Origin of the sequence: Flavobacterium arcticum (genome assembly GCF_003344925.1) — a bacterium.
Classification (GTDB): Bacteria; Bacteroidota; Bacteroidia; order Flavobacteriales; family Flavobacteriaceae; genus Flavobacterium; species Flavobacterium arcticum.
In genome coordinates this window covers 2,029,198-2,054,659 of record NZ_CP031188.1, presented here as the reverse complement: position 1 = coordinate 2,054,659, position 25,462 = coordinate 2,029,198, and the positions used below count along the sequence as shown (strand labels likewise).

At 33.8% G+C, this 25,462-nt stretch carries 19 protein-coding genes and 1 pseudogene; 13 read left to right on the top strand and 7 right to left on the bottom strand.

From position 1 onward, the window contains the following. Positions 1-363 precede the first annotated feature (363 nt). Positions 364-1,761 (bottom strand): tRNA uridine-5-carboxymethylaminomethyl(34) synthesis GTPase MnmE, encoded by a 1,398-nt coding sequence (mnmE, locus tag DVK85_RS09200; RefSeq protein ID WP_114678157.1) that lies wholly within the window; start codon positions 1,759-1,761, stop codon positions 364-366. A 199-nt stretch (positions 1,762-1,960) separates the two neighbouring features. On the opposite strand from mnmE, the gene DVK85_RS09195 reads away from it, so the two are divergent. Both DVK85_RS09195 and DVK85_RS09190 read left to right on the top strand, forming a co-directional pair. Continuing rightward, complete coding sequence (locus DVK85_RS09195; protein WP_114678156.1) at positions 1,961-2,797, top strand: universal stress protein; 837 nt, start codon at positions 1,961-1,963, stop codon at positions 2,795-2,797. A 209-nt stretch (positions 2,798-3,006) separates the two neighbouring features. Next, complete coding sequence (locus DVK85_RS09190; protein ID WP_114678155.1) at positions 3,007-3,870, top strand: hypothetical protein; 864 nt, start codon at positions 3,007-3,009, stop codon at positions 3,868-3,870. Positions 3,871-4,106: 236 nt separating this feature from the next. Here DVK85_RS09190 and DVK85_RS13670 read toward each other — a convergent pair. The 6 genes and pseudogenes from DVK85_RS13670 to DVK85_RS09165 form a co-directional block, all read right to left on the bottom strand. Further along, a pseudogene (locus DVK85_RS13670) lies at positions 4,107-4,291 on the bottom strand (IS3 family transposase); the annotation flags it as partial. A 99-nt stretch (positions 4,292-4,390) separates the two neighbouring features. After that, positions 4,391-10,462: an Ig-like domain-containing protein gene (locus tag DVK85_RS09185; protein ID WP_114678154.1), complete on the bottom strand. Its 6,072-nt coding sequence runs from the start codon at positions 10,460-10,462 to the stop codon at positions 4,391-4,393. A gap of 15 nt (positions 10,463-10,477) precedes the next feature. Then, a complete protein-coding gene (locus DVK85_RS09180; RefSeq protein WP_114678153.1) occupies positions 10,478-11,614 on the bottom strand; it encodes an ABC transporter substrate-binding protein in 1,137 nt (378 codons plus the stop codon). A gap of 76 nt (positions 11,615-11,690) precedes the next feature. Then, a complete protein-coding gene (locus DVK85_RS09175; RefSeq protein WP_114678152.1) occupies positions 11,691-12,278 on the bottom strand; it encodes a phage tail protein in 588 nt (195 codons plus the stop codon). Positions 12,279-12,336: 58 nt separating this feature from the next. Further along, a complete protein-coding gene (locus DVK85_RS09170) occupies positions 12,337-12,924 on the bottom strand; it encodes a phage tail protein (protein ID WP_114678151.1) in 588 nt (195 codons plus the stop codon). A 545-nt stretch (positions 12,925-13,469) separates the two neighbouring features. Beyond that, entirely contained in the window at positions 13,470-17,234 is a 3,765-nt protein-coding gene (locus DVK85_RS09165; RefSeq protein ID WP_114678150.1) for a flavin monoamine oxidase family protein, read from the bottom strand. A 279-nt stretch (positions 17,235-17,513) separates the two neighbouring features. Between DVK85_RS09165 and DVK85_RS09160 the strand changes: the two genes are divergently transcribed. From DVK85_RS09160 to DVK85_RS13555, 11 genes are all read left to right on the top strand, one after another. Then, positions 17,514-17,873, top strand: coding sequence for a hypothetical protein (locus tag DVK85_RS09160; RefSeq protein ID WP_114678149.1), 360 nt, complete (start codon positions 17,514-17,516; stop codon positions 17,871-17,873). Positions 17,874-17,893: 20 nt separating this feature from the next. Continuing rightward, positions 17,894-18,544 carry a hypothetical protein gene (locus DVK85_RS09155; protein WP_114678148.1) on the top strand — a complete coding sequence of 217 codons (651 nt, stop codon included), beginning with the start codon at positions 17,894-17,896 and terminating at the stop codon, positions 18,542-18,544. Next, positions 18,499-19,302: a sensor histidine kinase gene (locus DVK85_RS09150; RefSeq protein ID WP_114678147.1), complete on the top strand. Its 804-nt coding sequence runs from the start codon at positions 18,499-18,501 to the stop codon at positions 19,300-19,302. The genes DVK85_RS09155 and DVK85_RS09150 overlap by 46 nt, the downstream gene beginning before the upstream one ends. After that, the gene (locus DVK85_RS09145) at positions 19,299-19,976 is read left to right on the top strand and encodes a response regulator transcription factor (RefSeq protein ID WP_114678146.1); all 678 of its coding nucleotides are present in this window, start codon (positions 19,299-19,301) and stop codon (positions 19,974-19,976) included. Before DVK85_RS09150 ends, DVK85_RS09145 begins: the two co-directional genes overlap by 4 nt. A gap of 244 nt (positions 19,977-20,220) precedes the next feature. Continuing rightward, on the top strand, positions 20,221-21,078 hold the full coding sequence (locus tag DVK85_RS09140; RefSeq protein WP_114678145.1) for a helix-turn-helix transcriptional regulator: 858 nt from the start codon (positions 20,221-20,223) through the stop codon (positions 21,076-21,078). A gap of 223 nt (positions 21,079-21,301) precedes the next feature. Further along, positions 21,302-21,871: a DUF4255 domain-containing protein gene (locus DVK85_RS09135; protein WP_114678144.1), complete on the top strand. Its 570-nt coding sequence runs from the start codon at positions 21,302-21,304 to the stop codon at positions 21,869-21,871. Beyond that, entirely contained in the window at positions 21,868-22,683 is an 816-nt protein-coding gene (locus DVK85_RS09130; RefSeq protein ID WP_114678143.1) for a hypothetical protein, read from the top strand. The genes DVK85_RS09135 and DVK85_RS09130 overlap by 4 nt, the downstream gene beginning before the upstream one ends. Positions 22,684-22,709: 26 nt before the next feature. After that, positions 22,710-24,290 (top strand): phage tail sheath family protein, encoded by a 1,581-nt coding sequence (locus DVK85_RS09125; RefSeq protein WP_114678142.1) that lies wholly within the window; start codon positions 22,710-22,712, stop codon positions 24,288-24,290. A gap of 58 nt (positions 24,291-24,348) precedes the next feature. After that, positions 24,349-24,822, top strand: coding sequence for a phage tail protein (locus DVK85_RS09120; RefSeq protein WP_114678141.1), 474 nt, complete (start codon positions 24,349-24,351; stop codon positions 24,820-24,822). Next, positions 24,806-25,276 (top strand): phage tail protein, encoded by a 471-nt coding sequence (locus DVK85_RS09115; RefSeq protein ID WP_114678140.1) that lies wholly within the window; start codon positions 24,806-24,808, stop codon positions 25,274-25,276. Before DVK85_RS09120 ends, DVK85_RS09115 begins: the two co-directional genes overlap by 17 nt. 5 nt (positions 25,277-25,281) lie before the next feature. Next, entirely contained in the window at positions 25,282-25,452 is a 171-nt protein-coding gene (locus DVK85_RS13555; RefSeq protein ID WP_162845339.1) for a DUF5908 family protein, read from the top strand. Positions 25,453-25,462 lie beyond the last annotated feature (10 nt).

Here is a 25,462-nt window from a genome sequence, read left to right as displayed (position 1 = left end):
TATTAAATAACTAATGGCCCCCCGTTTAGCCGAAATAGTAATTAACAATTCTTGAACCTTAAATTACATATATCTTTATATCAATTTTTTAACCCTTTTTTATTAAATATTTGAAGCTGTAAAAGTACATTTTTTTTTCAACAAAAAATCATGTTTTAGTCGATTTTTAATAAAATTTAAAATTAAATATTTTAACTACTTTAATGAAATAAATATCGTTTTATGATCTGTAAAATTGATATATAACAATTAAAACATCAAAAAATCATTATAAAACTACAATACAACAATATAACATACTTTACCTTATTGTTAAACCGCATCAAACATTGCTTATATAGAGGTTTTTTGAGTCTTATTACATTACTTTCCTATACAGAAGTTAGCGAAAATATTACCTAATAATTCATCATTAGTTACTTGACCTGTAATCTCTCCAAAATAATATAAAGCTTGTCTAATATCTATAGCCATTAAATCGGCAGAAACACCCGATTGTATGCCAAATTGTACTTTTTGTACTTCTTCTAGCGCTTTTAATAACGAATCATAATGTCTAGTATTAGTAATAATAGTTTCGTTATTGCGCAAAGCTCCTGTATTTACAAAAGATAACAATTGCTCTTTTAATTCCTCTACTCCGCTATTCTCTTTAGCCGATAGTAAATGTGTATTTTCTATTTCCTTTAAAACAGACTCTTTTTGAGCATCATCAAGTTTGTCTGCCTTATTTGCTAAAACAATTAGAGGCTTTAACGGAAACTGTTCTTTTATTTTTGCTATCTCAATTTTTAAGCGTGATAGTTGCTCAGAATCATTTATTAATTGATAACTATCTACAAGATATATAACAACTTGTGCTTGAGTTATTTTTTCAAAAGTTTTTTTAATCCCTATACTTTCTACAATATCCTTAGTTTCTCGAATACCAGCAGTATCAATAAACCTAAACCCAATACCATTTATTACAAGTTCATCTTCAATGGTATCGCGAGTAGTACCTGCAATATCCGATACTATAGCGCGTTCCTCGTTTAGTAAAACATTTAATAAAGTTGATTTACCTACATTAGGTTCACCTACAATAGCTACAGGAATTCCGTTTTTAATAACATTTCCAACAGAAAAAGAATCTATAAGTCTTTTTAAAACAAATACTATTCTATCCAATAACTCTTTAAACTGAGTACGATCAGCAAATTCAACATCTTCCTCTGCAAAATCAAGTTCAAGCTCTATTAATGATGCAAAATTGAGTAACTCCTCACGCAGTTTTGCTATCTCGTTAGAAAAACCACCACGCATTTGCTGCATAGCTACCTGATGAGAAGCTTCATTATCACTAGCAATAAGATCTGCTACTGCCTCTGCCTGAGATAGATCTAGCTTACCATTTAAAAAAGCTCTCAAAGTAAATTCTCCTGGTTTTGCCATTCTACAACCCTTACGCAATAACAACTGAATTATTTGTTGTTGTATATATACTGAGCCGTGACAAGAAATTTCTATAACGTTTTCTCCTGTATAAGAATTAGGTCCCTTGAATACCGATAATAGTACCTGATCGAATATTTTATGGTTTTCAACGATATTTCCTAAATGTATAGTGTGCGATTTAACTAACCTAATATCTTTGTTTGAGGATGAACGGAATACTTCTGCTGCTATAGTTATAGCATCGAGCCCTGAAAGACGCAATATTGCAATTGCTCCTGAGCCCGAAGGTGTTGCTAAAGCTACTATGGTATCCTGTATGATCATTGACATTTTTTTTGCAAATATAAGGTATAGTATTTAATGTTCTTTAGAACTGAAAATTATATCTATTTTAGAATTGTATAGAAACAGATAACTATAGCGTGATGTAGTTTATGGTTAGGTTAATTTATGTAAAATGATAAAAAATTTAATTATTGTTAACTCTTATTTTGTAGTTTTAATCAATAAATAAGCTTTTGACATGAAAAATATACTTTTCCCTACCGATTTCTCTGAAACTGCAAATGCTGCATTTAACTATGCTCTTAAATTTGCAACTATTTTTAATGCAGATATAATTGTACTACATGTATATGATCTGCCTATAATTGAAACCCCTGTGTTACCTGAGGCAACAAAAGAAGTTTTTGATGTTGTAGCCCAGAATCAGGAAAATAAATTTAAAGACGAAATAAAAAAACTGCAGAAAATTGCAGATAAAAGAAACCCAGAAGTAAAAAAGTTAAACAGTATACTTTTAAATGGCGATCTTATATATAATATTAATAAGGTTTGTAATGATAAAAATGTTGATTTAATAATAATGGGTACAACAGGTGCTAGTGGAGTAAGAGAAATCTTTTTAGGCTCTAACACAGCAACAGTTATAGCAAATGCTAAAGCAACAGTTTTAGGAGTTCCAGTTGCTGCAGAATTTCATCATCAAATAAAAAATATAGTGTTTACAACACAATATAAAGATGAAGACAATAAAGCTCTTAGACAATTATTAAAACTAGCAAATAAAATTAAGGCAAACGTATATTGCCTTCACGTTCAGAACAATGATGATCCGGCTGATATAGAGCAAAAATTGAACGAGTGGAAAATGCTTTATAAAGATGAGAAAATTGATTTCTTTAGTATTACAGGAAACGATGTAGAGCAAACAATACTCAATTTTATAGATAATCAGCATATTGATATGGTAGCAATGTTAAAACATAAAAGAAGTTTTTTTGAAAGTTTATTTCATACTAGCATAACAAGAAAAATGGCATACCACACTAAAACACCTATTATTGTTTATAAGTGTTAAAAAATAAAAAAAACATATTATAAAGAAAAAATATTAACTATATTTATAAACATATCTAACAAAAAAACATGAGACATGAAATGAAAACAGTAAACAAACAAAAACCGCTTCCCCCCCCCTCTTATTCCCGAAATACTACAATTATTTACTAATAAATGCCTTAACTGGCAGTGCTATTACTTAATATTAATTATTAATACAAGTAGTAGATGAATTTTACAACACAAACGTCATATAATAATAAATTATTATTAGTTGACAAGCTCGGAAAAACTAAAGAAACTCTTTTTAATAATATTTCACACTTTGGCGATAACTATGTATTAGCTAAAGAAGATGAAAACATTTTTTACACACTTCTTGACTTAAATGGTAACATAGTTAACGAAAGTCTTGATGAAAAATTAAATGTAATACATCGTTTTGATAATGGTCTATTATTAACCTATAGCTCTTTCAATAAAAGTTATAAATCTTCAGACGGTTTCAGTTATAATGTTAATTATAATGTATATGCAATATATAATCACGATACACGTAAATCATCAGTAGTATCTATTATACAATCTGATCCGCTAAGCAGTATAAATAACCAGAAAACACTTAAAGTAGAGGTAGTTAAAAACTTTATGAATAAGACTATTTATACGTTTAACGATTTGATTTTTTCTGAAATGATTAATGAACAATATATGATTATTGGGTCTCACTTTGATCTTGCAGCAAAAAAATCAATGAAAAATTATTTAAATTCTTTATTTGAGACATTCCAAAACAAGAGAATGTGGGATATGATAAATATCCTAGACATACCTTCTTATAACGGAGAAACTAGTATTGACTATGCTTTATTATCTGGAAGAGTATTTAAAGAAGTTGAATATACATTATATACACTTATTAATTTTCCTGACACTATGATTAGTGATATTACTTTTGAAAAAGAAAAATCTCAAAAACTTGAAAAAAGAGAATCTTTTACTCCAGTAAAATCAATTCGCAATAGTGTTTGGAAAAAGAAAAACAAATGGCAAACAATGTTTACAGGATTAGTAGATTTTAGCTTTAACTAAAAAAAAACATAAATATATTAGGTAAAAGAATGCTTCTAAATAAAATGAATAATACAATATAAAAGCCTCGCATTGCGAGGCTTTTATATTGTATTATATTTAACTAGTCAGTTTCTCTTAACTGGTTTTTTCATATATAAAATTAGGAACTTTCATCATTAAACTTAAATATAATCTTTTGATGATTGGTGAAGGGCTTCTATAGGTTTTGACATAAATAATAGATTTAGTTTAATCCATTCTAAGTTACCAAATTTCCTAAGCCAGACCAAAACTGTGCTTCTTCCATGAGTGGCATAGGTCGATTGGGCTTGCTTATAAGTCAGTGCTCCCTTTTCAATACGAGAAATTAGAGCTAATTTATAGTCATGTTGTAATCCTTTTGTGAGCGTTTAGCTCCATTGTATTTTTTGTCTTTCATGATAAGTCGATTTTATGTAAACTTATTTCAGGATGAGATATATAAAAAAAGCCCCTGCTATGCAGGGGCTTTTAATTTAACCAAGGTTAATATTATTGGTTAGTTGGCATTCTTTATCACTTTTACAGTCATAATACCAGAATCGGTAGTTACTTGCATAATGTAAGTAGCACCTTGTAGAGCACGCATGTCTATTCTTGCGCTTGTAGCATTTACATCTTGAGTAAGTACTACTTGTCCTAATAAGTTGATAAGTGTTACATTATTTATCCTGTTAGTATTTTCAATGTTTAATACATCAATAACTGGGACAGGGTAATATGATAACTTATCTTTAATAAAGGTATCTACTCTTAGCGAAATACTTACTGTTACAGCAAGAGATACTTCACTCTCACAACCATCTATTGTTTGAGTAGCATAGTATATTACTTCATCTTCTAATACTGTAGCAGGATCTAGAGGATCAACATGTGCTGCTGCATCTTCGGCACTTGCATACCATACGATATCAGTTCCGTCAACCACAAGATCAGCAAGAGTACCGTCTGGTCCAATTATTTGTAAAGCATCACCTGTTGGTGCCGCAGTAACATTTATAGTTACAGTAACAGCAGTTCTAGTAATACTCTCACATCCATCAATAGTTTGTGATACATAGTAAGTTGTTCCGTCTACAAGAGCAACATCACCTGTAAGTGGTGCTCCACCTGTTTCATCTGCATACCACTGTACATCAGTACCTGTAGCAACAAGATCAGCTATAGTAGCACTATTACAAAATACTTGTGCATCTGCTATTGGAGCTTCTGTTACATTTACAGTAACAACTACTGCTGTTCTTGGGCTTTCACAAGCATTAAGAGTTTGCGAAGCATAATAAGTACCTGTAGTAAGTACAGTATCACTTGTTAATGCTGTACCTCCAGTAGCATCTGCATACCATTGTATAGCAGTTCCTGTAGCAACAAGGTTAGCTACAGTAGTACCATCACAAAATATTTGTGCATCAGCTATTGGAGCTTCTGTTACATTAACTGTTACGTTAATTGCTACTCTTGCAGCACTTTCACAATCATTCATTATCTGAGATGCATAGTAAGTACCTGTTGAAAGAGCAACATCTCCTTCAAGTGCAGTACCTCCTACAGCTTCTGTATACCATAATATAGTACCATCACCTGTAGCTTCAAGTTGCGACACTGTAGCTTCGTTACAGAATACTTGATTGATAGTTGCTGGTGCAGGAGTTACATTTACAGTAATAACTACTGCTGCTCTCGGGCTTTCGCAATCATTTAATGTTTGCGATACATAATAAGTACCTGTAGCAAGGTTAGTAGTAGCTACTAACTGTACACCACCTGTTTCACTATCATACCATTTAATATCAGTACCTGTAGCAACAAGGTTAGCTACTGTAGCAAAATTACAGAATACTTGTGCATCAGCAGTTGGTGCAGGAGTTACATTTACAGTAATCTCTACAGCTGTTCTTGTACTTTCACATTCATTTAATGTTTGTGATACATAATAAGTACCTGTAGCAAGAGCAGTATCATCTGATAAAGCTATACCTCCAGTAGCATTAGCATACCATTGGTTATCAGTACCCGAAGCAGTAAGATCGGCTACGGTAGCAACATTACAAAATGTTTGTGCTGATGCTGATGGCGCCGGAGTCATATTTACAGTAACAGCCACAACTACTCTCGATGGGCTTTCACATCCACCTATAGTTTGTGTAGCATAGTATGTACCTGTTGAAAGTGATACTGTGTCTTCAAGTGGAGTACCACCTGTTTCATCAGCATACCATTGTACATCAGTACCTGTAGCAACAAGGTTTGCTACTGTAGCAAAGTTACAGAATACTTGAGCATCAGCAATTGGTGCTTCTACCAATGCTGGTTCTGTAATAGTTACAGAAGCTGTTGCTGTACAACCATTCTCATCAGTTACCGTTACATCATAAGTTCCTGCAATAAGACCTGTTATTGAGGCTGTTGTTGCTGAATTATTCCAAAGGTAAGTATAAACACCTGTTCCTCCAGTTACTGTTACTGTAGCAGATCCTTCGTTACCGTCAAAACAAGTTACATTACTATCTACAACACCTGTAGCTACTAAAGCGTCTGGTTCTGTAATAGTTACACTAGCGGTATCTGTACACCCGTTAGCATCGGTTATTGTTACATCATAAGTTCCTGCTGTAACACCTACTATTGAAGCGGTTGTTGCTGCATTACTCCATAAGTACGTATATGGTGCTGTTCCGCCTGTTGCACTTGCTGTAGCTGATCCGTCATTTCCTGCATTACATGAAATGTTTGTATCTACTACGCCTGAAGCTACAAGTACTGTAGGCTCTGTAATCGTTACACTTGCGGTATCTGTACATCCATTAGCATCGGTTATTGTTACATCATAAGTTCCTGCTGTAACACCTACTATTGAAGCAGTGGTTGCTGCGTTACTCCATAAGTATGTATATGGTGCGGTTCCGCCTGTTGCACTTGCTGTAGCAGCGCCATCATTTCCTGCATTACATGAAATGTTTGTATCTACTACGCCTGAAGCTACAAGTACTGTAGGCTCTGTAACTGTTACACTAGCAGTGTCTGTACATCCATTAGCATCGGTTATTGTTACATCATAAGTACCTGCTGTAACACCTACTATTGAGGCTGTTGTTGCTGCATTACTCCATAAGTATGTATATGGTGCGGTTCCGCCTGTTGCACTTGCTGTAGCTGATCCGTCATTTCCTGCATTACATGAAATGTTTGTATCTACTACGCCTGAAGCTACAAGTACTGTAGGCTCTGTAATAGTTACACTTGCGGTATCTGTACATCCATTAGCATCTGTTATTGTTACATCATAAGTTCCTGCTGTAACACCTACTATTGAAGCGATTGTTGCTGCGTTACTCCATAAGTAAGTATATGGTGCTGTTCCGCCTGTTGCACTTGCTGTAGCTGCACCATCATTTCCTGCATTACATGAAATGTTTGCATCTACTACTCCTGAAGCTACTAAAGCTGTAGGTTCTGTAATAGTTACACTAGCTGTATCTGCACATCCATTAGCATCGGTTATTGTTACATCATAAGTTCCTGCTGTAACACCTACTATTGAAGCAGTTGTTGCTGCGTTACTCCATAAGTAAGTATATGGTGCTGTTCCGCCTGTTGCACTTGCTGTAGCAGCGCCGTCATTTCCTGCATTACATGAAATGTTTGCATCTACTACTCCTGAAGCTACTAAAGCTGTAGGCTCTGTAATCGTTACACTAGCGGTATCTGTACATCCATTAGCATCAGTTATTGTTACATCATAAGTTCCTGCTGTAACACCTACTATTGAAGCAGTTGTTGCTGCGTTACTCCATAAGTACGTATATGGTGCGGTTCCACCTGTTGCACTTGCTGTAGCTGATCCGTCATTTCCTGCATTACATGAAATGTTTGTATCTACTACGCCTGAAGCTACAAGTACTGTAGGCTCTGTAATCGTTACACTTGCGGTATCTGTACACCCGTTAGCATCGGTTATTGTTACACCATAAGTTCCTGCTGAAAGATCTGTATACGAGTTACTCTGTGGTTCTTTTTCAGAAAGTATTATGTTATCAAAACCAGCAAAACCTCCTGCTGTATTTTGTGTTCCTTGAAGTCTAAATCTTACAACGTTTGCAGAAGCAGGTATTACTATTGTTTCTGTTTCCCAAGCCTGTGTATCTGAATTTAATGTTACTACACCTGTTGTCCAATCAGAACCATAATCAAAAGCTACTACATATTCTAAAACATCTCCAGAATCAAATCCTGTAGTATAATAATCAAATGAAAGTATTAAATCATCATAAGAAGAAATATTAATAGGGTTAAATGTAATAGTATGAGCAAAAGCTCCACCTCCATTAGTATTTTCAAGATTCTGCATACCGATAAAACTTGTTCCATCTGATGCGGCATCAATATTACCAGTAAATGATTCTATAATACCCCAAACCTCTTCTGAACCAGAAACAACTGGGCTACCTCCTGTATTATAAACAGTAGGGTTAAGACCATAGTTCCAAGTACCAGAACCTTCAAAACCTTGTGATACAATAGTTGTACCAGCAACAGGGTCAATACCAGTCCATTCGTAAATATAAGGAGCCGTTCCTCCTGTAGCGCTTACTGTAGCTGCTCCGTCAGATTCGCCATTACATGAGATGTTAGCATCTACTACGCCTGAAGCTACTAAAGCAGCTGGCTCTGTAATCGTTACACTTGCGGTATCTGTACATCCATTAGCATCGGTTATTGTTACACCATAAGTTCCTGCTACAACACCTGTAATTGAGGCTGTTGTTGCTGCATTACTCCATAAGTAAGTATATGGTGCGGTTCCGCCTGTTGCACTTGCTGTAGCTGATCCGTCAGATTCACCATTACAACTTACATTATTATTTGCAACACCTGAGGCTACAAGTACTGTAGGCTCTTGAACTGTAGCAGAAACAGTGTTAGTACAACCGTTTGCATCTGTTACTGTTACACTATAAGTTCCTACTGTAAGCTCTGATATAGTATTAGTTCCTTGACCTGTAGGGTTTCCTGGAGACCAAGCATAACTATAAGGGGCTGCACCTCCTACAACATCTAAAATAATTTCTCCGTCGTTACCTCCGTTACAACTAACTGGATTTATTGTAACAGCTTGACCAACTATTTCAACTTTCATAGTTTGTGAACCAGCTCCACAAGTTGAGTTTGCAAAACTACCCCAGTTAGCATTACCTATACAAGGTCTTATAGTAGGTCCTCCTCCACAACCACAACTTCCTGCATTAACATTTATCGCTACTGCATCAGCTGGAATTGTACACGATGTCTGACAACCGATACCTATATTCCAAGTATCACCATTTACTGTCACACTTACCGCAGTACCTGCAGCAAAAGCCTGTACTATTTGATTTGCAGCTGCAGGGTCTGTACAAGTAATACCTCCTGGTAATTCAGATCCCGAAAGAGTTATACTAGTATAATTTAAGTTTGTATCAATATTGCTTCTAAATGCAACCCAATTATCATAGATAGCATCTCCAGGGCAATAGTTATGTCCGGCTTCAAAATATTCCTCATACACATATTCTGTAGTACCAATTGCCAATAATGGGTCTGGCTCTGTTATAGTTGCACTAGCAGTTTCTACACACCCATTATCATCAGTTACTGTTACTTCATACGTTCCAGCAACAAGTCCTGAAGCTGTAGCTGTAGTTTGAGCAGTTCCATCATCCCATAAATATGTATATGGTGCTGTACCACTCGAAGGTGTAACAGTTAATGATCCTGTAGCTGATCCGTTACAAGCAATATTGGTTTGTGCTGTAATAGAAGCTGTCATAGTACACGAAGAGGTACTTGTAATATTTGGTGTTGCATATGTTGTTGCTGTAATATCAATACCACCAGTACTATCACTACCAGTCCAGTTAACAGGATTATTTATCGCTGCTCTTACAACAGCTGCAGTTCCTGTTAATGTTCCTGTATATTTATTGTTGTCTAATTCTGGCCCGGGAGCTGGAAAAAGAGCTATACAATTTACTCCATTTGTAAGTCCAGGAGGAAGTACACTCTCTGAACCATCACCTGGAGTCATACTCTGAGTCCAGGTAGTGGTACTATTATAATTTAAATTATTATAATCACCATGTATACCTGAAATAAATGTTGGCGAAGCAGGTCTAGCTCCTGTTGAGCTTTGATATGCCAATACTTGATCGCCAGCACTAAGACTAAAACCAGTAGCACTGCCAGATGGGTTTAATACTGTTACTCCATTAGTAGATCCTGTAACTGTAAAAACATCACTACCTATTTCCTCTACAGATACTATAGTACCTATAGTTGTGCCTGCAGGTATTACCCAGCTAAGATGAGGTTCAAAATCATTACCCCAACCAGTTCCGTTCCAGCCTTCTTCTGTAAAATAAATTGTTTCTCCTGCCGGTAAGTCCTTTAAGGCTATAAAAGTAAAGCCATCGGAAGTATCTGTATGATACCCCACAAAGGCTATATCGCCGGCAGCGAGTGTTTGTGCTTTTGTGCTCTGATGGACAAGTAGTCCTACCAGAAAAAGCGTGTAAAATAATAATTTTCTCTTCATGATAATTGTTTTAAATTAGTGACATAAGTAAGCATTTTGCCATCCTCCTGGTTGAGACGGAGGGTCATGGAATAATACAGCCTGAATAAGGCTCCCATCATTTTCGAGGGTTTCCACTTTTTGATACGAAAAATTATTTTCATCATAAGTAACTATTTTATATATGTAATGATTAAATACTGTTCTATGAGTATCCTTTTCAAAAAAAATAGTTCCCCTTGGCCCCTCAACAGTAAGCTTCTTCATATTGGCAAGTAAGGAATTATAAGAGCTATTAGGATCTTCGTTTTCAAAAATTGTTTTTAAAACAAGTGCATTTTCGTATCCTAACAAAGAAAATATAGTTGGGGGGTGATCATATACTTCTTTATACTGTTCTAAAAATGAGCTTTTTAGACTATCGTCGCTATCTTGTAACCATGAACCTATGACAAAAATAGGATTTAATTTGTTATGATACACGTTTTTTTTGACAGAAAACGGTGTCAAATAATATGTTAATTCGTTAAATAAATCTGTTTTAGATATAAAATCCGCATTTTCTTCGGCATATAAACCACTATAAAATGCGAAAACTGCATCTATGCTTTTACCACTCATGGCATGATTCATATAGTCAGCTTCATCTTCTCGAGGTTGAAATGGAGTAATGTAATGTCCTGAAAAATTTAAATTATTTTTTTGCAGAGCTTTTTCTATAGCTGCTAGCATACCATAACCCGAATCGTAGTATGAAGACGAGCTAAAAATATTTTTCATATTCTTTTTTGCAAAATATTCTCCTAATAAATAAGAAGACTCATTTAAACCATAAGAATTAATATAGACTCCATTATGCTTACCTATATTATAGGGTAATGTAGCCCCCAAATCAGATGCTATTAAAATTATTTCATTTTCTGCTACATACTCATACACTGTTTTTATGTTATGATGTCCAAAAAAACCTATTATAATGTTAACCTCTTCTTGATGGTGTAATTTTTCTATTTTTTCTAATATCTGTCGCTCATTTGCACCTATACCTATACTTTCCATAACATAGGTAGCAGGAAGATTATTCATCTTTATTCCTCTTATAAAATCGCGAGACATTGTGTTATATTGCTTTGACTGTAAATACAAAATACCTACTTTGATATTGGACATCATACTACTACTTTTTAATATAAAAAATGAGAGGAAAATAAAATCTCCCTCTCTTATTATGTTTTAATTCTTTAATATATTAGCCCCTTGAAGGGAATACTCCTACCATAGCAATACAGGTATATAATCCTAAAAATGGATTTCTAGTATATAATGGCATCCCAGCACCTGCATTTGCAGTTACACCACTAATATGGCTTTCTGATGTTACTCCTCCTATAGAATCGCTAGAAATAGGTGGTTCACTATAAATACTTGGAAATGATCCTTCTGAACCAAATGCATTATTTCCTGAATCGGGCTCGTTAGTAGCTGAGTTTGAAGCAGTATTAATTACAGTATTAGTAATTACGCGCGCCATACCATCTGCTAGTTCATGATGATGAGGGGGTAAATTATTAATTGTCATATATACCTGCTCATGTCCTCCTCTTTGTCCCCACTTTATAGTACTTAAGCCTGAGCCCGTACCTGGATGTACTATAGATCGTCCTCTTAAGTCTGGTAGCCCAAAAGTGGTTCTTCCATCGCCACCAAATGTTGTTCCTAATAAGGAAAATAAAGCTGTATTTTCTGCTATTGAAAGTAATTGACCATTACAAAAAGCCCAGCCTCTTGGGGGGAAATTAAAACCAAATGTTTTTATTGTTGCTAAATAATCTTCCATTTTTTAGTTGTTTTTTAGTTATTAATGATATTTTATTACTATTATAATTGGTTATAAATTAACTTCTTGATGGGTATATACCCACTGTAGCTACACATATATATACACCTAAAAAAGGATTGCGTATATCAATAGTATTACCTGTACCTATACTTGTGGTTGTTCCACTAATACTACTTACAGATTTTACTCCTCCTACATGATCATCAGAGATAGGCGGCTCGCTATACATATTCAGGAACGAGCCTTCTGAACCAAAAACGTTATTACCCGAATCAGGCTCATTAGAAGCTGAGTTAGAAGCTGTGTTAATAGTTGTAGTAGTATCTACAATAGCCTGACCTTGAAGCAAATAATGGTTATGAAAAGGCATTTGTGAAGGTGTAACTTGTACATACTCAGATCCCCCTACCTCTCCTCGCATGATAGTGTCTAATCCTGGGCCTGAACCTGGTTGTACTATAGAACGACCTCTTAAATCTGGCACTCCAAAAGTGGTTCTTCCATCTCCACCATATGTGGTACCAAATAGTGAAAATAGCGCTGTGTTTTGTGCTATGTCAAGTATTTGACCATCACAAAAGAGCCAACCTCGAGGTGGAAAATTAAACCCAAATGGTTGTATTGTTCCTATAAATTCTTCCATAATTAATTAGTTTTTTAGTGGTTATTTTTTTAGTTGAATGGACAATCGACTATAACGTTATAATTGGTTTTGCTAAGTTAAATAACTCTCACAAATTAAAACCACGTATTTTTACCCGTTTTTTTAAGAATATTTAACTTTTACAAGCTATAAAACAATTAAATAATTAATAATTGAATTACATTTTGAGTTTATGATAAAAAATAAGGAGTGTAATTTAAAAAATTACACTCCTTTTGTCTGCTTCCCCAAAACCAGACATGTTTGACTAGTCAATTTGAATAGTACCTTAAAAATAGTAAAAAGGTGCTAAAATAGCATTTCTCAAATATCAAGTCTCTAAATGATTTTTATTATAAAATCAATTACATACACTACTTTAAAGTATTACTTACCTATGATAATACTTTAATAACTTAAATCATTACTTAACTACTACAAAGCTATTTAACTTATGTATATTAATGTAGCGTATATATACCCTTTTTTTAATCAGGTATATTTACTTGGTTTTTTGCAAGCTTTTTCTTTTTATTAAAAATATATTATTTATCCTTGTTTATATTACCTTGAATGGACCATGCAAAATCTAGTTGTATTTCATTGGCAAAAATAGTATCATTATTCATACTAATATATTGATCTGTAGAATATACTCCTCTATCTGAAGCTACTGCTAAAGCATGACAAGACATACAGTTAGTTTGCACTCCGTATTCAAACTCAGGTTTAAAGTTATTTTTTAAACCAAAAACATTAGGACCAAAACCAGCTTCTAGATATGGGTTAAATGAAATTATAGGTTCTGCTCCTTTATCTGTTCCTCCATTAATGGGTTGATTAGGCCAAACCATAGCGTATGCAGATGAAACAGAATAATTGGCTGCTGCTCCTTTTATTTGTGTTGGTCTTAAAGCTGCTTCAGTAGTAGAACTCGGAGCAAAAGGATTATTAGGGTTATAGCTCCAAAAATAAGTTTGCCATGTCCAGTTGCTTATTTCTTTGGTAGCAACATGCATACCTACTAATAATATTAAATCTCCTACTTTAAAATCATGACTTTCTTGATCTTGATGTTGATTTAAATAAAGTGCTGCTACTTTATCTAGCTTATAGTTAATAAAGTCGTTTACGTTACAGGTGGCAGCTTTAATTTGTTCTTTAGTGGGGTTACTTCCTGTTACAGGAACGAGTACTTTATTTTTAGGTTGGCTATTATTAATATCAGCATACACATAAGTATTCCATGTATCATATTTAAACTTCTTTGCTGGTACTGGTGTTCCAGGCCAAGTGGGTACTCTTATTAAACCATTTTCATCAGGTTTTCCTGCAAAATAAGTAGGTTTGGTTGTAATGGCATTTGCAGGAAAATCAGGTATTCTACCTATATCTCCTTCTGATGGTTGGTATTTATTTAACTCTGATTGATTGAATATAAGATTTTGTGTTGCAAAACATGCTGCACCAGGATTGTATGATACTGTTTCAAAAATCTGAAAAGTAGTATCTACAACTGCTGCATTAGCAAAAAGCTGAGCATGTACAAACTGTTCTGGCACACTTAAAGAAGTACGTTCATATTTAATTTGGTTGCATCCTCCTTGCTTGTTACCAAATGCTGTCATTTCTGCAAGTTCTTTTACTCCAAACCAAGTCTCAAATACATAAAGAGAATCTCCCTCATACATTTGATTGGTTTTAGTAGTTAACCCTGCCCATATACCCCAAGCATGATTAGTAATACTTGTTACATCTTTATTATCTAACCATGTGTATATTTTAGTTGAATCTTCTGGAAAACTAAAATTTGGTATACCTAAGTTATCAGGAAATTCTACTGGTGTAATCCCAGCCATATTCTTTTCGGCTATTTCAGTAGACATTTTATCTTTATCTCCCTTACAGGATATTAAAGAAAGTAGCATAAAGGATAGTAACATTAATAATGCTATTCCATTACTTTTTATATAGTGTGATTTACTCATTTTTTGCATTTTTTCTGGTTGTTCTGAGTTTTCTATAACTTCAAAAGAGAAACCTATTCTATCAACAACGCTACCTGTAAGCCCCATTACCGATGTTATTTGAACAGGGTTACTAAACGGTATGCTATATCTTAAATCATCTACCTTAGGTTCTACTCCAAAAAGGGTATCATTAAGTTTAAAACTTCTTACTATAGGCGAGTCATAATCTTTATCATGACCTACATATACTTCGCATATACTTATAGGTTCTGACAAATCAACAGTTTTTGAGTCCCTTCCTTTACTACCATATAGTTTATTATTTATCTCTACCCCTCTTACGCATGCCAAATCCCAGTACACTTTAAAGGTGTCTCCCTGTTTTATTGTTTCTTGAAAATAGTTAGTATGTACTGATGAACCTCCGTATGGACCAAATGACATTACTGTCCCTATAGAGCTAGGGTTGTCATAAACTATAGCTTTAGGGTTCATATTATTAAATGGATTTTCTTTAGGACTTGTAAGTTCGGCTCCTTTTATGCTCTCAACTATAGCAGCAAAAGAGTTAAGCCCTGTTTGTAAAGCTCCTTCTACCCAGCCGCCTACCCAAGAGTAGCTATCTCCAGCAAAGTACATCTTGGCAACTTTTTGTGTGCTTACATTCATAAAATTATAATATAACTTGCTCAGGTAATCTTCTTGTGTTGCCTGAGTTAAGGCAAATGCGCCGTTATAGTATTTTTTTAATTGCCAATCTATCATTACAGCATTTTCTTCGGTAACATTTTCGGGCATTACCTCTAGTATATAATCTATATTCTCTAGTGCTTTAAGGTCTGCCAGGAATCTTTGATAACGTTCATCTAACTCTCCAAGAGCTTCAGCTTTTTCAGAAAAATCTTCCCACACATAGTTTAATAAACAAATCGCTTCTTCATCTTTTTCATTGTAATCTAGCGTATAAAAGTTTGCCATAGCAGTATCAGTAGTAATACATCTCACTCTATCTTTATTGGCTTCTCCTTGCCACCAAGGTTTTATTTTTAAAAAGAATTTACTAGACTGTGCTATGTGTAAGTTAGTAACGGCTTGCCTTTTTGCCATAGGCAAAAGAGTTTCTGCCATTGCTTTATCTTTTGAGCTCCACAGTGAGTCTATATGCATTGATATTTCTGCAGAGCGGTGCGTGGTAGCCATAACTAAATGGTTAATATCACTTGCTACTTCATTACCACTATTACTTTTAAGTGTTAGCTTCTTCCCATCATCTTGAGGTATTATATGTTGTATCGGTGTATTTAGCTCTACAAAATCGCGAACTTTTTTACCATTAAAATCAAAATCAGCCAAAGCATCTGCTACAGAGTCTGTTCCTGTTACTATAAGTGCATGATTTTCTTCTAGCTTATTTAATGTAAAGCGTAATAAACAAATAAAGCTTATATCAAATAAAGGATATTGTCCACCTATACCTGTACCTATAGTACCGAATTTTTCAATATCCTGAGGGTATTTCCATTGATAACTATCTCCCCACTGCTCTGTTTGTGTATTATATGTTTTAGGAGCGAAAGGCTGACAAAAAACATCTATTATACCTTCTATAAACGATTTGTCTTTAAAATAATTTACATAGCCTTGCCATGCATTTTGTGCTCTCACAGGGTCATAAGTATCAGCATTATCAATATTAAGCCATTCCATTATAAGCTTAGGCGGATCTAACTGTACACCATTAGGCAAATAAATAGGCTCTTCGGTAGTAATAAAGCCGTTCCAACTTTCATTAATATCTCTAAATACCTCAGGGAGTTCCTGCCCTGGCATAATGTTATACTGAACGCCATTATAAAGTACTAATGTGGGTACTAAACCTGGATCTGGAAAATCAGGGCTTAATTCTATTTTATTAGGATACTTATCAGGATTTTCTTGAAGGTATTTTATATACCAAAACAAACAGTTCTCTGAAGGAGGAAAACGCATTGCCCCTAATTCGGCATAATTATTATCGTCATTAGGAAATTTATGAGAATAGAACCGTCCGCCTACTCTATCTGTTGCTTCATAAATTTTAAAATTTGTAAAACCAGCTCTCAATAATTCAAAACCTATTATAAGACCGCTCATACCAGCGCCTATTATAGCTATTTTTTCATCTTTTGAGACATTAGATAAATCTGCAAGCTTTTTTCCTGAAGCGTTTAACCATGCCTGATAATCCATTACAGGAGTATCAACCATTGCAGATGGTATTAATTGTGCTACTTGCCCGTTAACAATACCGTTATGGTTTGCTTCTCCTAAGCGTCGAAATGTTTTTAATAATGGTAACATAATAGTAAATTTTAGTTGGACTTTGTTTAGTTATTGCTAACTTAAAGAACATACCATTATCAAGTAAGCGTATAAGTACCCTTTTTCATTTTAGGTATATTTACTTGGTTATTAATAATACATTATAAATCATTGATATATTTCTCTTTAGAATTATAATATAAATTTATGCGCTTTAATTAGGCTACAAATGCACAAAAAGTCTTAAAAAATAAGGAATAATTCACTACGTTTGTAGTAATAACCAAGTCTAAAACCAATTACTAATTATTATTTTTTATGGAAAATCAAAAAAACACTATCACTTTAGATACAGCACAATCATGGGCTAAAAAATGGAGAAAAGAAGAAGGAACTTATAACTCTCATCATGAGGTTCATGCCTTTTTAATCCCTAAAGAAGATCTTATAGAAGTACTTGAAGAAGGAGTAGATGCAGTAAGAGCATATTTAGGAGTAGATGATTTGAATGAAGAAAAGCTTATGATAGTAGGTACAAGGTATGATGCAGCCACAGACACATATGTAGATATGACTCCTAATAAAGTTATAGACGCTGGTTATATATATGATTTTACAAGACCCTGTCCTCCATCATGCGATAGTGCCAGCCCACTAAACTCGCTAAAAACTCCTTAATTTAAAAAGATTATTGATCCATGGATATACTTAGGATTCTGTCTTATATTGGCTATAGCATTCTATGTATAAACATTATAATCTATTTTATAGGCTTTGCTAAAAATAACAAAGCCTATAAAATTTTTGTATACTACCTTGTAGCTATTGCTATAATACAAGGAGTTATGGAGTTTTATGCACATAAAGGATATAACAATCATTTTTTATCTAATTATTACCTTTTATCGCGGTTTGTATTACTAAGTCTATTTTTTTACTATGCTTTTTCTACTATACAAAATAAAATAAGTCAGTTTGTAAAATTTACCTCTATTACTATAATTATAGGTCTAGTTGTTCAATATAGTTTGTATCCTGAGCAATACTATCAATTTAATTCTTTAGGTTTTTTAATTACCGCTGCTGTCTTAGTACTCTATGCTGTATTTTATTTATATGAAATGCTTTCTAAAAAATTGCCTTTTTATTATACTATAATGGGCATATTCTTATATATGCTTAGTAGCGCTGTTATATTTGCTTCGGCAACATCTATAGTGTCTTTCAACGATAAAATTAATATATACATCTGGAAACTAAATGCTTTTTTGTTTATTGTTTATCAATTACTAATTTTATGGGAATGGAGAAGAACGTTTTACCCCAAACTAATGAAACAGGAACAATAATTATTTATGTTATTTTCCTGATGCTCTTTATGGGTATTGTTCTCCTATTATTTTTTTACTTTTCTAAGAAAAAAATTATTCAGAAAGAATTAGAAAAAAAGGATTTAGAACTAGAGTATCAAAAAGAGCTTTTACAAGCAACACTTTTAGTACAAGAAGAAGAACGACAACGCATAGCAAGAGACTTGCATGACGATATAAGCTCTAAACTAAATATTGTATCATTAAACAGCCACTTGCTTACCACTCCTAATTTAAGTGAAATAGAAGTAGCCGAAATAACTGATAACATTGTTAAACTAGTAGCAAAAGCCTTAGAAAACTCACGTAAAATAGCACATGATTTGCTACCTCCAGTATTAGAAAAATTTGGACTTAATGCTGGTTTAGAAGAATTGTATTTTGAGTATAACAGTAATAAAATTACTACTATAATTTCTGAAAATAATGCTTGTTTTGATGATATTGAACCTGACAAGCAATTGCATATCTTTAGAATTGTACAAGAATTGATAAACAACTCTGTAAGACATGGAAAAGCATCTAAAATTACAATTCTATTTGAAGAAAATAACAACATTATACAATGTAAGTATAATGATGATGGAAGAGGTTTTGATATTAAAAGTATAAAAAACAAAAAAGGACTGGGAATGAAAAATATTGAACATAGAATATTTTTCTTAAGAGGAGCAATAACTATTGACTCTGTTATAAATAAAGGAACTCAAATTACCTTTAATTTTAGTAGCTTATGAATACTGTTGTAAAAATAGCATTAGCAGATGATGAAGTTTTATTTCGTAAAGGAATTTCATTTATACTGCAACGCGAAAAAAATATGAATGTTATTTTTGAAGCATCAGATGGTCAAGACCTTATTGGTAAATTAGAAGAAAACCCTTCTCCAGACATTATAATAATGGATCTTAAAATGCCTAATATTAATGGTGTAGAAGCTACTAAGATTATCAGAAATAGCCATCCCAATATTAAAATAATAGCCTTAACGAGCTATAACACAAAATCTTTTATTGCTAATATGATAGACGTAGGAGCTGTATCATATGTTATGAAAAACACTACTCCTCGAGAGTTACTCACTACAATAAACGAGGTGCAAAATTCAGGATACTATTATAACGATTACGTTATGAAGGTTATACAAGAATACTTAATATCTCCTCGAAAAAAAGTGGTAAAAAGCAGGTTTGATGACGAACAGCTTACTAAAAGAGAAGTACAGGTACTAAAACTAATATGTAAACAATATAGCGGACAGGAAATTGCTAATGAGTTATGCCTAAGTGCTAGAACTGTAGAAGGGCATCGTAATAACTTATTACGAAAAACAGAATGCAAAAACATGGTAGGCTTAATTATATATGCTATTCAAAATGATTTTGTAAGTCTTGAAAATATTATAGACTAAGAGTTCACTATTAAGTACTTATATAATTCACTCTATTTCTAATTAAATCTTTTTTATTACTAAGTAACACATTGCTTCTATCGATTAAAGACTAAAAAAAACAGTTATAAAACAACTGTTAAAATCTAAAATCAGGTAAATGTACGTGTATCCACATGCCATACATTTAATAAATTGCAGGTATAAAATGATACTTTGTCACTACATCAAAGTTCATTCTAAGTCTTACATCCAACTAGAAATAATGAATACTAAAAAAACAGTTGTTATTGGTTCTGATAATGCAGCTAATTTAATCACTTTGCTTAGTAGCATTCAGAAATTTCCATACTGCGATATTCAAATTATCTCAGCGAGCAGGCTTGTCGATTTACTTAGTATTCTAATAGACTCAAACCCTGATCTTGTAATCATAAATTTCACTAATAACCAAGAAGTCTTAAATGACATAAATAATAATGTAAAAAAACTAGAAATACCCATATTATGTCTTGATCCAAAATCGCAACCCAATATATTAAACTGGGATAGTAAGGCAATAGTATTTGTATATCCATTCGAAATGATACATAAAGAACATTATATCTTTAATCGTATCAACTCAATATTTTTACTAAAATCGAAAACATACCCAAAAAGCGAAGCTGACAGATTTCCGTCGCTCATACCAGTAAAAAGCGCAGGAGAATTAAGTAGGTATGTAATGGAACTCGATAAGAAAAGAGAAATATTATCTAAAGTACGTTCTAAAATAAAAGCACTATACCCTAATGTAAATGACCCCGTTAGAAAAGAATTAATGTCTATAGTTAATTATATTAAAGCAACATCTAGTGATAAAAACTTATGGGGCGATTTTAAATTTTATTTTGAACAGATACACCAAGATTTCCTACAACAACTAACCAATAAACACCCCGCTCTTACCCCTACCGATTTAAAATATTGCTGTTACCTAAAAATGAATATGACCAATGATGATATTAAAAACCTATTAGGTATAAACCAAGAAAGTGTGCGCACACACACCTATCGTTTAAAGTTAAAAATGGCATTACGCAAAGAAGAAGATTTAAGGTATTACCTACGTTCCGTTTGTTAATTGTATATAATTACCCCTATATAACTCTCCCTTAACTATGACTCCGAAGACAACTTCGGAGTTTTTTTATTCTTTTTTTCACTTGTCTACGATTTGTCTACGCTATACTCATTAACTATAAAATTATGAATACGAATTGTACATGACCATTTTACTACACATATTATAATGTTAGGTACATTTACCATAATCACTTGATAATGTGATGTAAACAATATAAAACATGATTAGTACAGCACTTAAATTTAGTAGTCAATCATTAAATCAGTTCCTAAAAAATAGTATGGAGCTCGATGAAGATAAAGTAGTGCTTAATAATTTGATAGAAAACAATGGCGAGTTACCACAATCTAATCAAAACAAAGTAGTAGTCTCTCTCATTAATATAGAGCAAGAAACCGCTCGACCTTTTAGAAATAAGGCTGTTCCTTTAAATAATGGCAACTATGCCAATGTAAGCCTCTCAGAAAGATATAACCTATATGTGTTGATAAGTGCCAATTTTGACGATTATGAAGAGACATTAAAATTTTTAGATGCAGTAATATTATTCTTCCAAATTAATCCATGTCTCGATTCTCGTAATTTTTCAAATATACCAGCAGGGCTTACAAAAGTAGAGTTTGACATTGAAAAAATTGCCTATCATCAAATGCATAGTTTATGGACAGCTATGGGGGCAAAATATCAACCCTCTGTAGTATATAAAATGCGACTTATAACAATGCAAGGCAACCAAACAATAACATTTAATACAGGAGTATCGCAAACCTCTAATAACGTTAAGCAATGATAAATAGCAACTTTCAACCTGTATTTAATATAGCAGTATGGCACTCCTACTTTAACGATGGGGTGTGCAAAGGTTTGCAATTTATACCTACTAGCACAACACAACAACTAGTAAAGCGATATGGTTTTTTGAGCAGGCAACTAGTTAATGGTTTAGAATGGTATGCTAATACCACTACTCCATTACCCGATTACTTAAATAACATTATAAAAGCCACAGGGCTAATGAGCTTTGAGTTTGACATTGTAACCAATAGTCAATTATTTTACAGCTATACTGATATTGACCAAAACTGGATAGGACAATTTTTATATAACAGTAAACAAACAACACTAAATCAAGATAAAGACACATTACAGCTTACCCCTACCTTACAAGAAGGAGACACTACTATTTTAGGAAAACTAACCCTATATTTTGACGATCTTATAACACTGATAAAAAACCACAATACGGTCTCCTATTCTATACAGTTTACTGCAAGAGCAACACAATGGCAATACTATATAATAAATAGGAATGTAAAACCCGAAAACAATCTTGAAATAAAAGGAAAAACAGCCCTAACATTTAGCAACCCACAAAATGTTACTACAGATAACGGAGAACAAGCACTCTTATTTACTTCATTATCATTTATAACCTTACAAGAGAAACCTGTATATAAATTTGACTTAGTGAGTCAAAATAAATCAAGTACAAAACTATCAACGAAAGTAATATATAAAGGATTACCAAATCCAGATCCTCGTAATGTAGCTATTGTAAAAGACATTACACAACTAGTATCACCAATGTATGTTTATATATAAATCCAACAAAATAAAACGAATGTAATATGCTCGAATCAAACATTAAATCGCCTGGCGTTTATATCAACGAGATAAATGGCTTTGGCAACTCGGTAGTCCCAGTAGAAACCGCAGTTCCTGCTTTTATCGGCTATACGCCACAAGCAATGTACGAAGGAAAATCGTATACAAATGTTGCTCAAAAAGTAACATCATTTGCAGAGTTTCAATCCATCTATTGTTACCCAGACCCTGCTGCTCCAGCAGACCCTGCCAAGCAGTACAGCCCGCAGTATTATCTGATAGAACAAAAAAGTAAACCTACTAATCAAGACTACATGATGATTGAAGGTAAATACTATGCCATTCTACCCGATCCTAATACTATTTATTATTTGTACAACAGTATCCAACTGTTTTACCAAAATGGCGGGGCAGATGCCTATATAATATCAGTAGGTACATATGGCGAAGCATCAGGAAACACAATAAATCCTGGTGATCAAATTGTAAACCCTAATGTAGTATTAAGTGAACTTGAAAATGGTCTTGCATTATTAAAAAATGAGCAAGAACCTACCATGTACATTTGCCCAGAGGCAACACTACTATCTCTTGACGAAAATGGTACATTAATGCAAAAGATGTTGTCGCAAGCCACTGAGATGCAAACAGCAGTATCTGTTTTTGATATAATTGGCGGTCGCAACCCCGACCCGATAACCTATACAGACGATATAATTAACTTTAGAGAGAAAACTGGTACACAGGGCTTAAACTATGGTACTGCTTACTATCCTTTTGTAGGTACTACAATAATGCAAAGTCAGGACATTGATTATACCAATATGTTTGGTGGCGATGTAAAACAACTAGATCCTCTTTTAAACCCGCCAGAGAATCCTAACCCTACAGCAGCAACTATATTAAGTAATATAGAGAACCCTCCTGGCGATCCGCTAACGGTATCACAATATAATAATTCACTAATAAACGCTAGCAAAACATACAGTCAAATTGTAAAACATATACTTTTTGATGCCAATATATTACCACCAAGTGCTGGTATGGCAGGCGTTATGACAACAATAGATAGTGAAGATGGTGTATGGGAAGCTCCTGCAAATACATCTATAGTAGCTGTGTCATCACTACCCATAAAATTATCTGAAAGCCAGCAAGCCGATTTGAATGTAGATGCTATATCAGGAAAATCAATAAATGCCATACGTTACTTTAATGGTATTGGTATCCTAGTATGGGGTGCTCGCACGCTAGACGGCAATAGTCAAGACTGGCGTTACCTATCAGTAAGAAGAACCATGATATTCCTTGAGCAATCTTGTAAACTTGCAGCAAATGCCTATGTATTTCAACCTAATGTTAAAAACACTTGGGAAGCTGTTAAAGCAATGATAGGTAGTTTCCTGAACTCTATATGGAAAGAAGGCGGACTACAGGGAGCTTCGGCTTCAGATGCTTTTTCTGTAGAGTGTGGTTTAGGCAGTACCATGACATCAGAAGATATACTTAACGGTTTTATGAATGTTACTGTAAAAGTAGCTGTAGTAAGACCTGCTGAGTTTATAGTACTAACATTCCAACAACAAATGGCTACATCAAGCTAATATAGAAACAACTAATAATAGTAATAAATAATAAACCAACTTAAAAACATAAAAAATTATGGCAACAGATGACGGAAGCGTAGAAGGCGCAACGTGGCCCATGCCCAAGTTTAGGTTCGAAGTAGATCTTGGAACCGAACTAACAAAAGTAGCTTTTCAGGAAGTATCGGGTATGGATGTAGAAAACCAAATTATAGAATATCGAAAAAGTAATAGTCCTTTGTTTTCTACCGAGAAAATGCCAGGCATTGCCAAGTATGGTAATGTAACTATGAAAAGAGGTGTATTTGTAAATGATAACACTTTTTGGAACTGGCATGCAGAAATAACAATGAATACCATTAAAAGAAGAACAGTACTTATAAAACTGCTTGATGAGAAAGGCGATGTTACTATGCAATGGCAGCTAAACAATGCATGGCCTACAAAAATTACCAGTACCGACCTGAAGTCAGACGGAAATGAGGTAGCGATTGACACGCTTGAAATAGCACATGAACAACTAATAATAACAAATGGAAAATCATCCTAACTATCCTATAGCTTTTTACTTCGAACTTTCTTTTAACGGCGAAGATGCCGCCTTTCAGGAAGTATCGGGTATTAGTAAAGAGCTAAGTATAGAAGAGGTAGCTTGTGGTGGGGAAAATCGGTTTAAGTACCGACTCCCCACCCTATCTACAAGTCAAAATTTAATTTTAAAAAGAGCGCTTATACCCGATGGTAGTGAATTGATAGACTGGTGTGCAAGCTGTATTGATGAAGGATTAGCAAACCCAATTGTAACGCATGATGTATCAGTTAGTTTACTTAGTGCTGATGGTACTGTATGTGCCATGTGGACATTTCATGGGGCTTACCCTATAAAATATACCATATCTGACCTGAAATCACAAGAGAATTCATTAGTAATAGAGTCTATAGAGCTCGCTTACACCTATTTTGCTGTATCGCAAGATACTATGTTTGGTAATTTATTTAATTAAAGCGTATGCCAATAGAAATAAGAGAACTTATTATAAAAACAGAAATAGTAAGCGCAGGGCATAACCCGCGGGCTATGGTGAAAGAAAAAGACTTACAAGAATTAAAAAAACAGATGCTTGAAGAGTGTAAGAGAATTTTTACTGAGCAAATGAGAGAGAGAAGCAACAAACGATAAGCCTAAATAT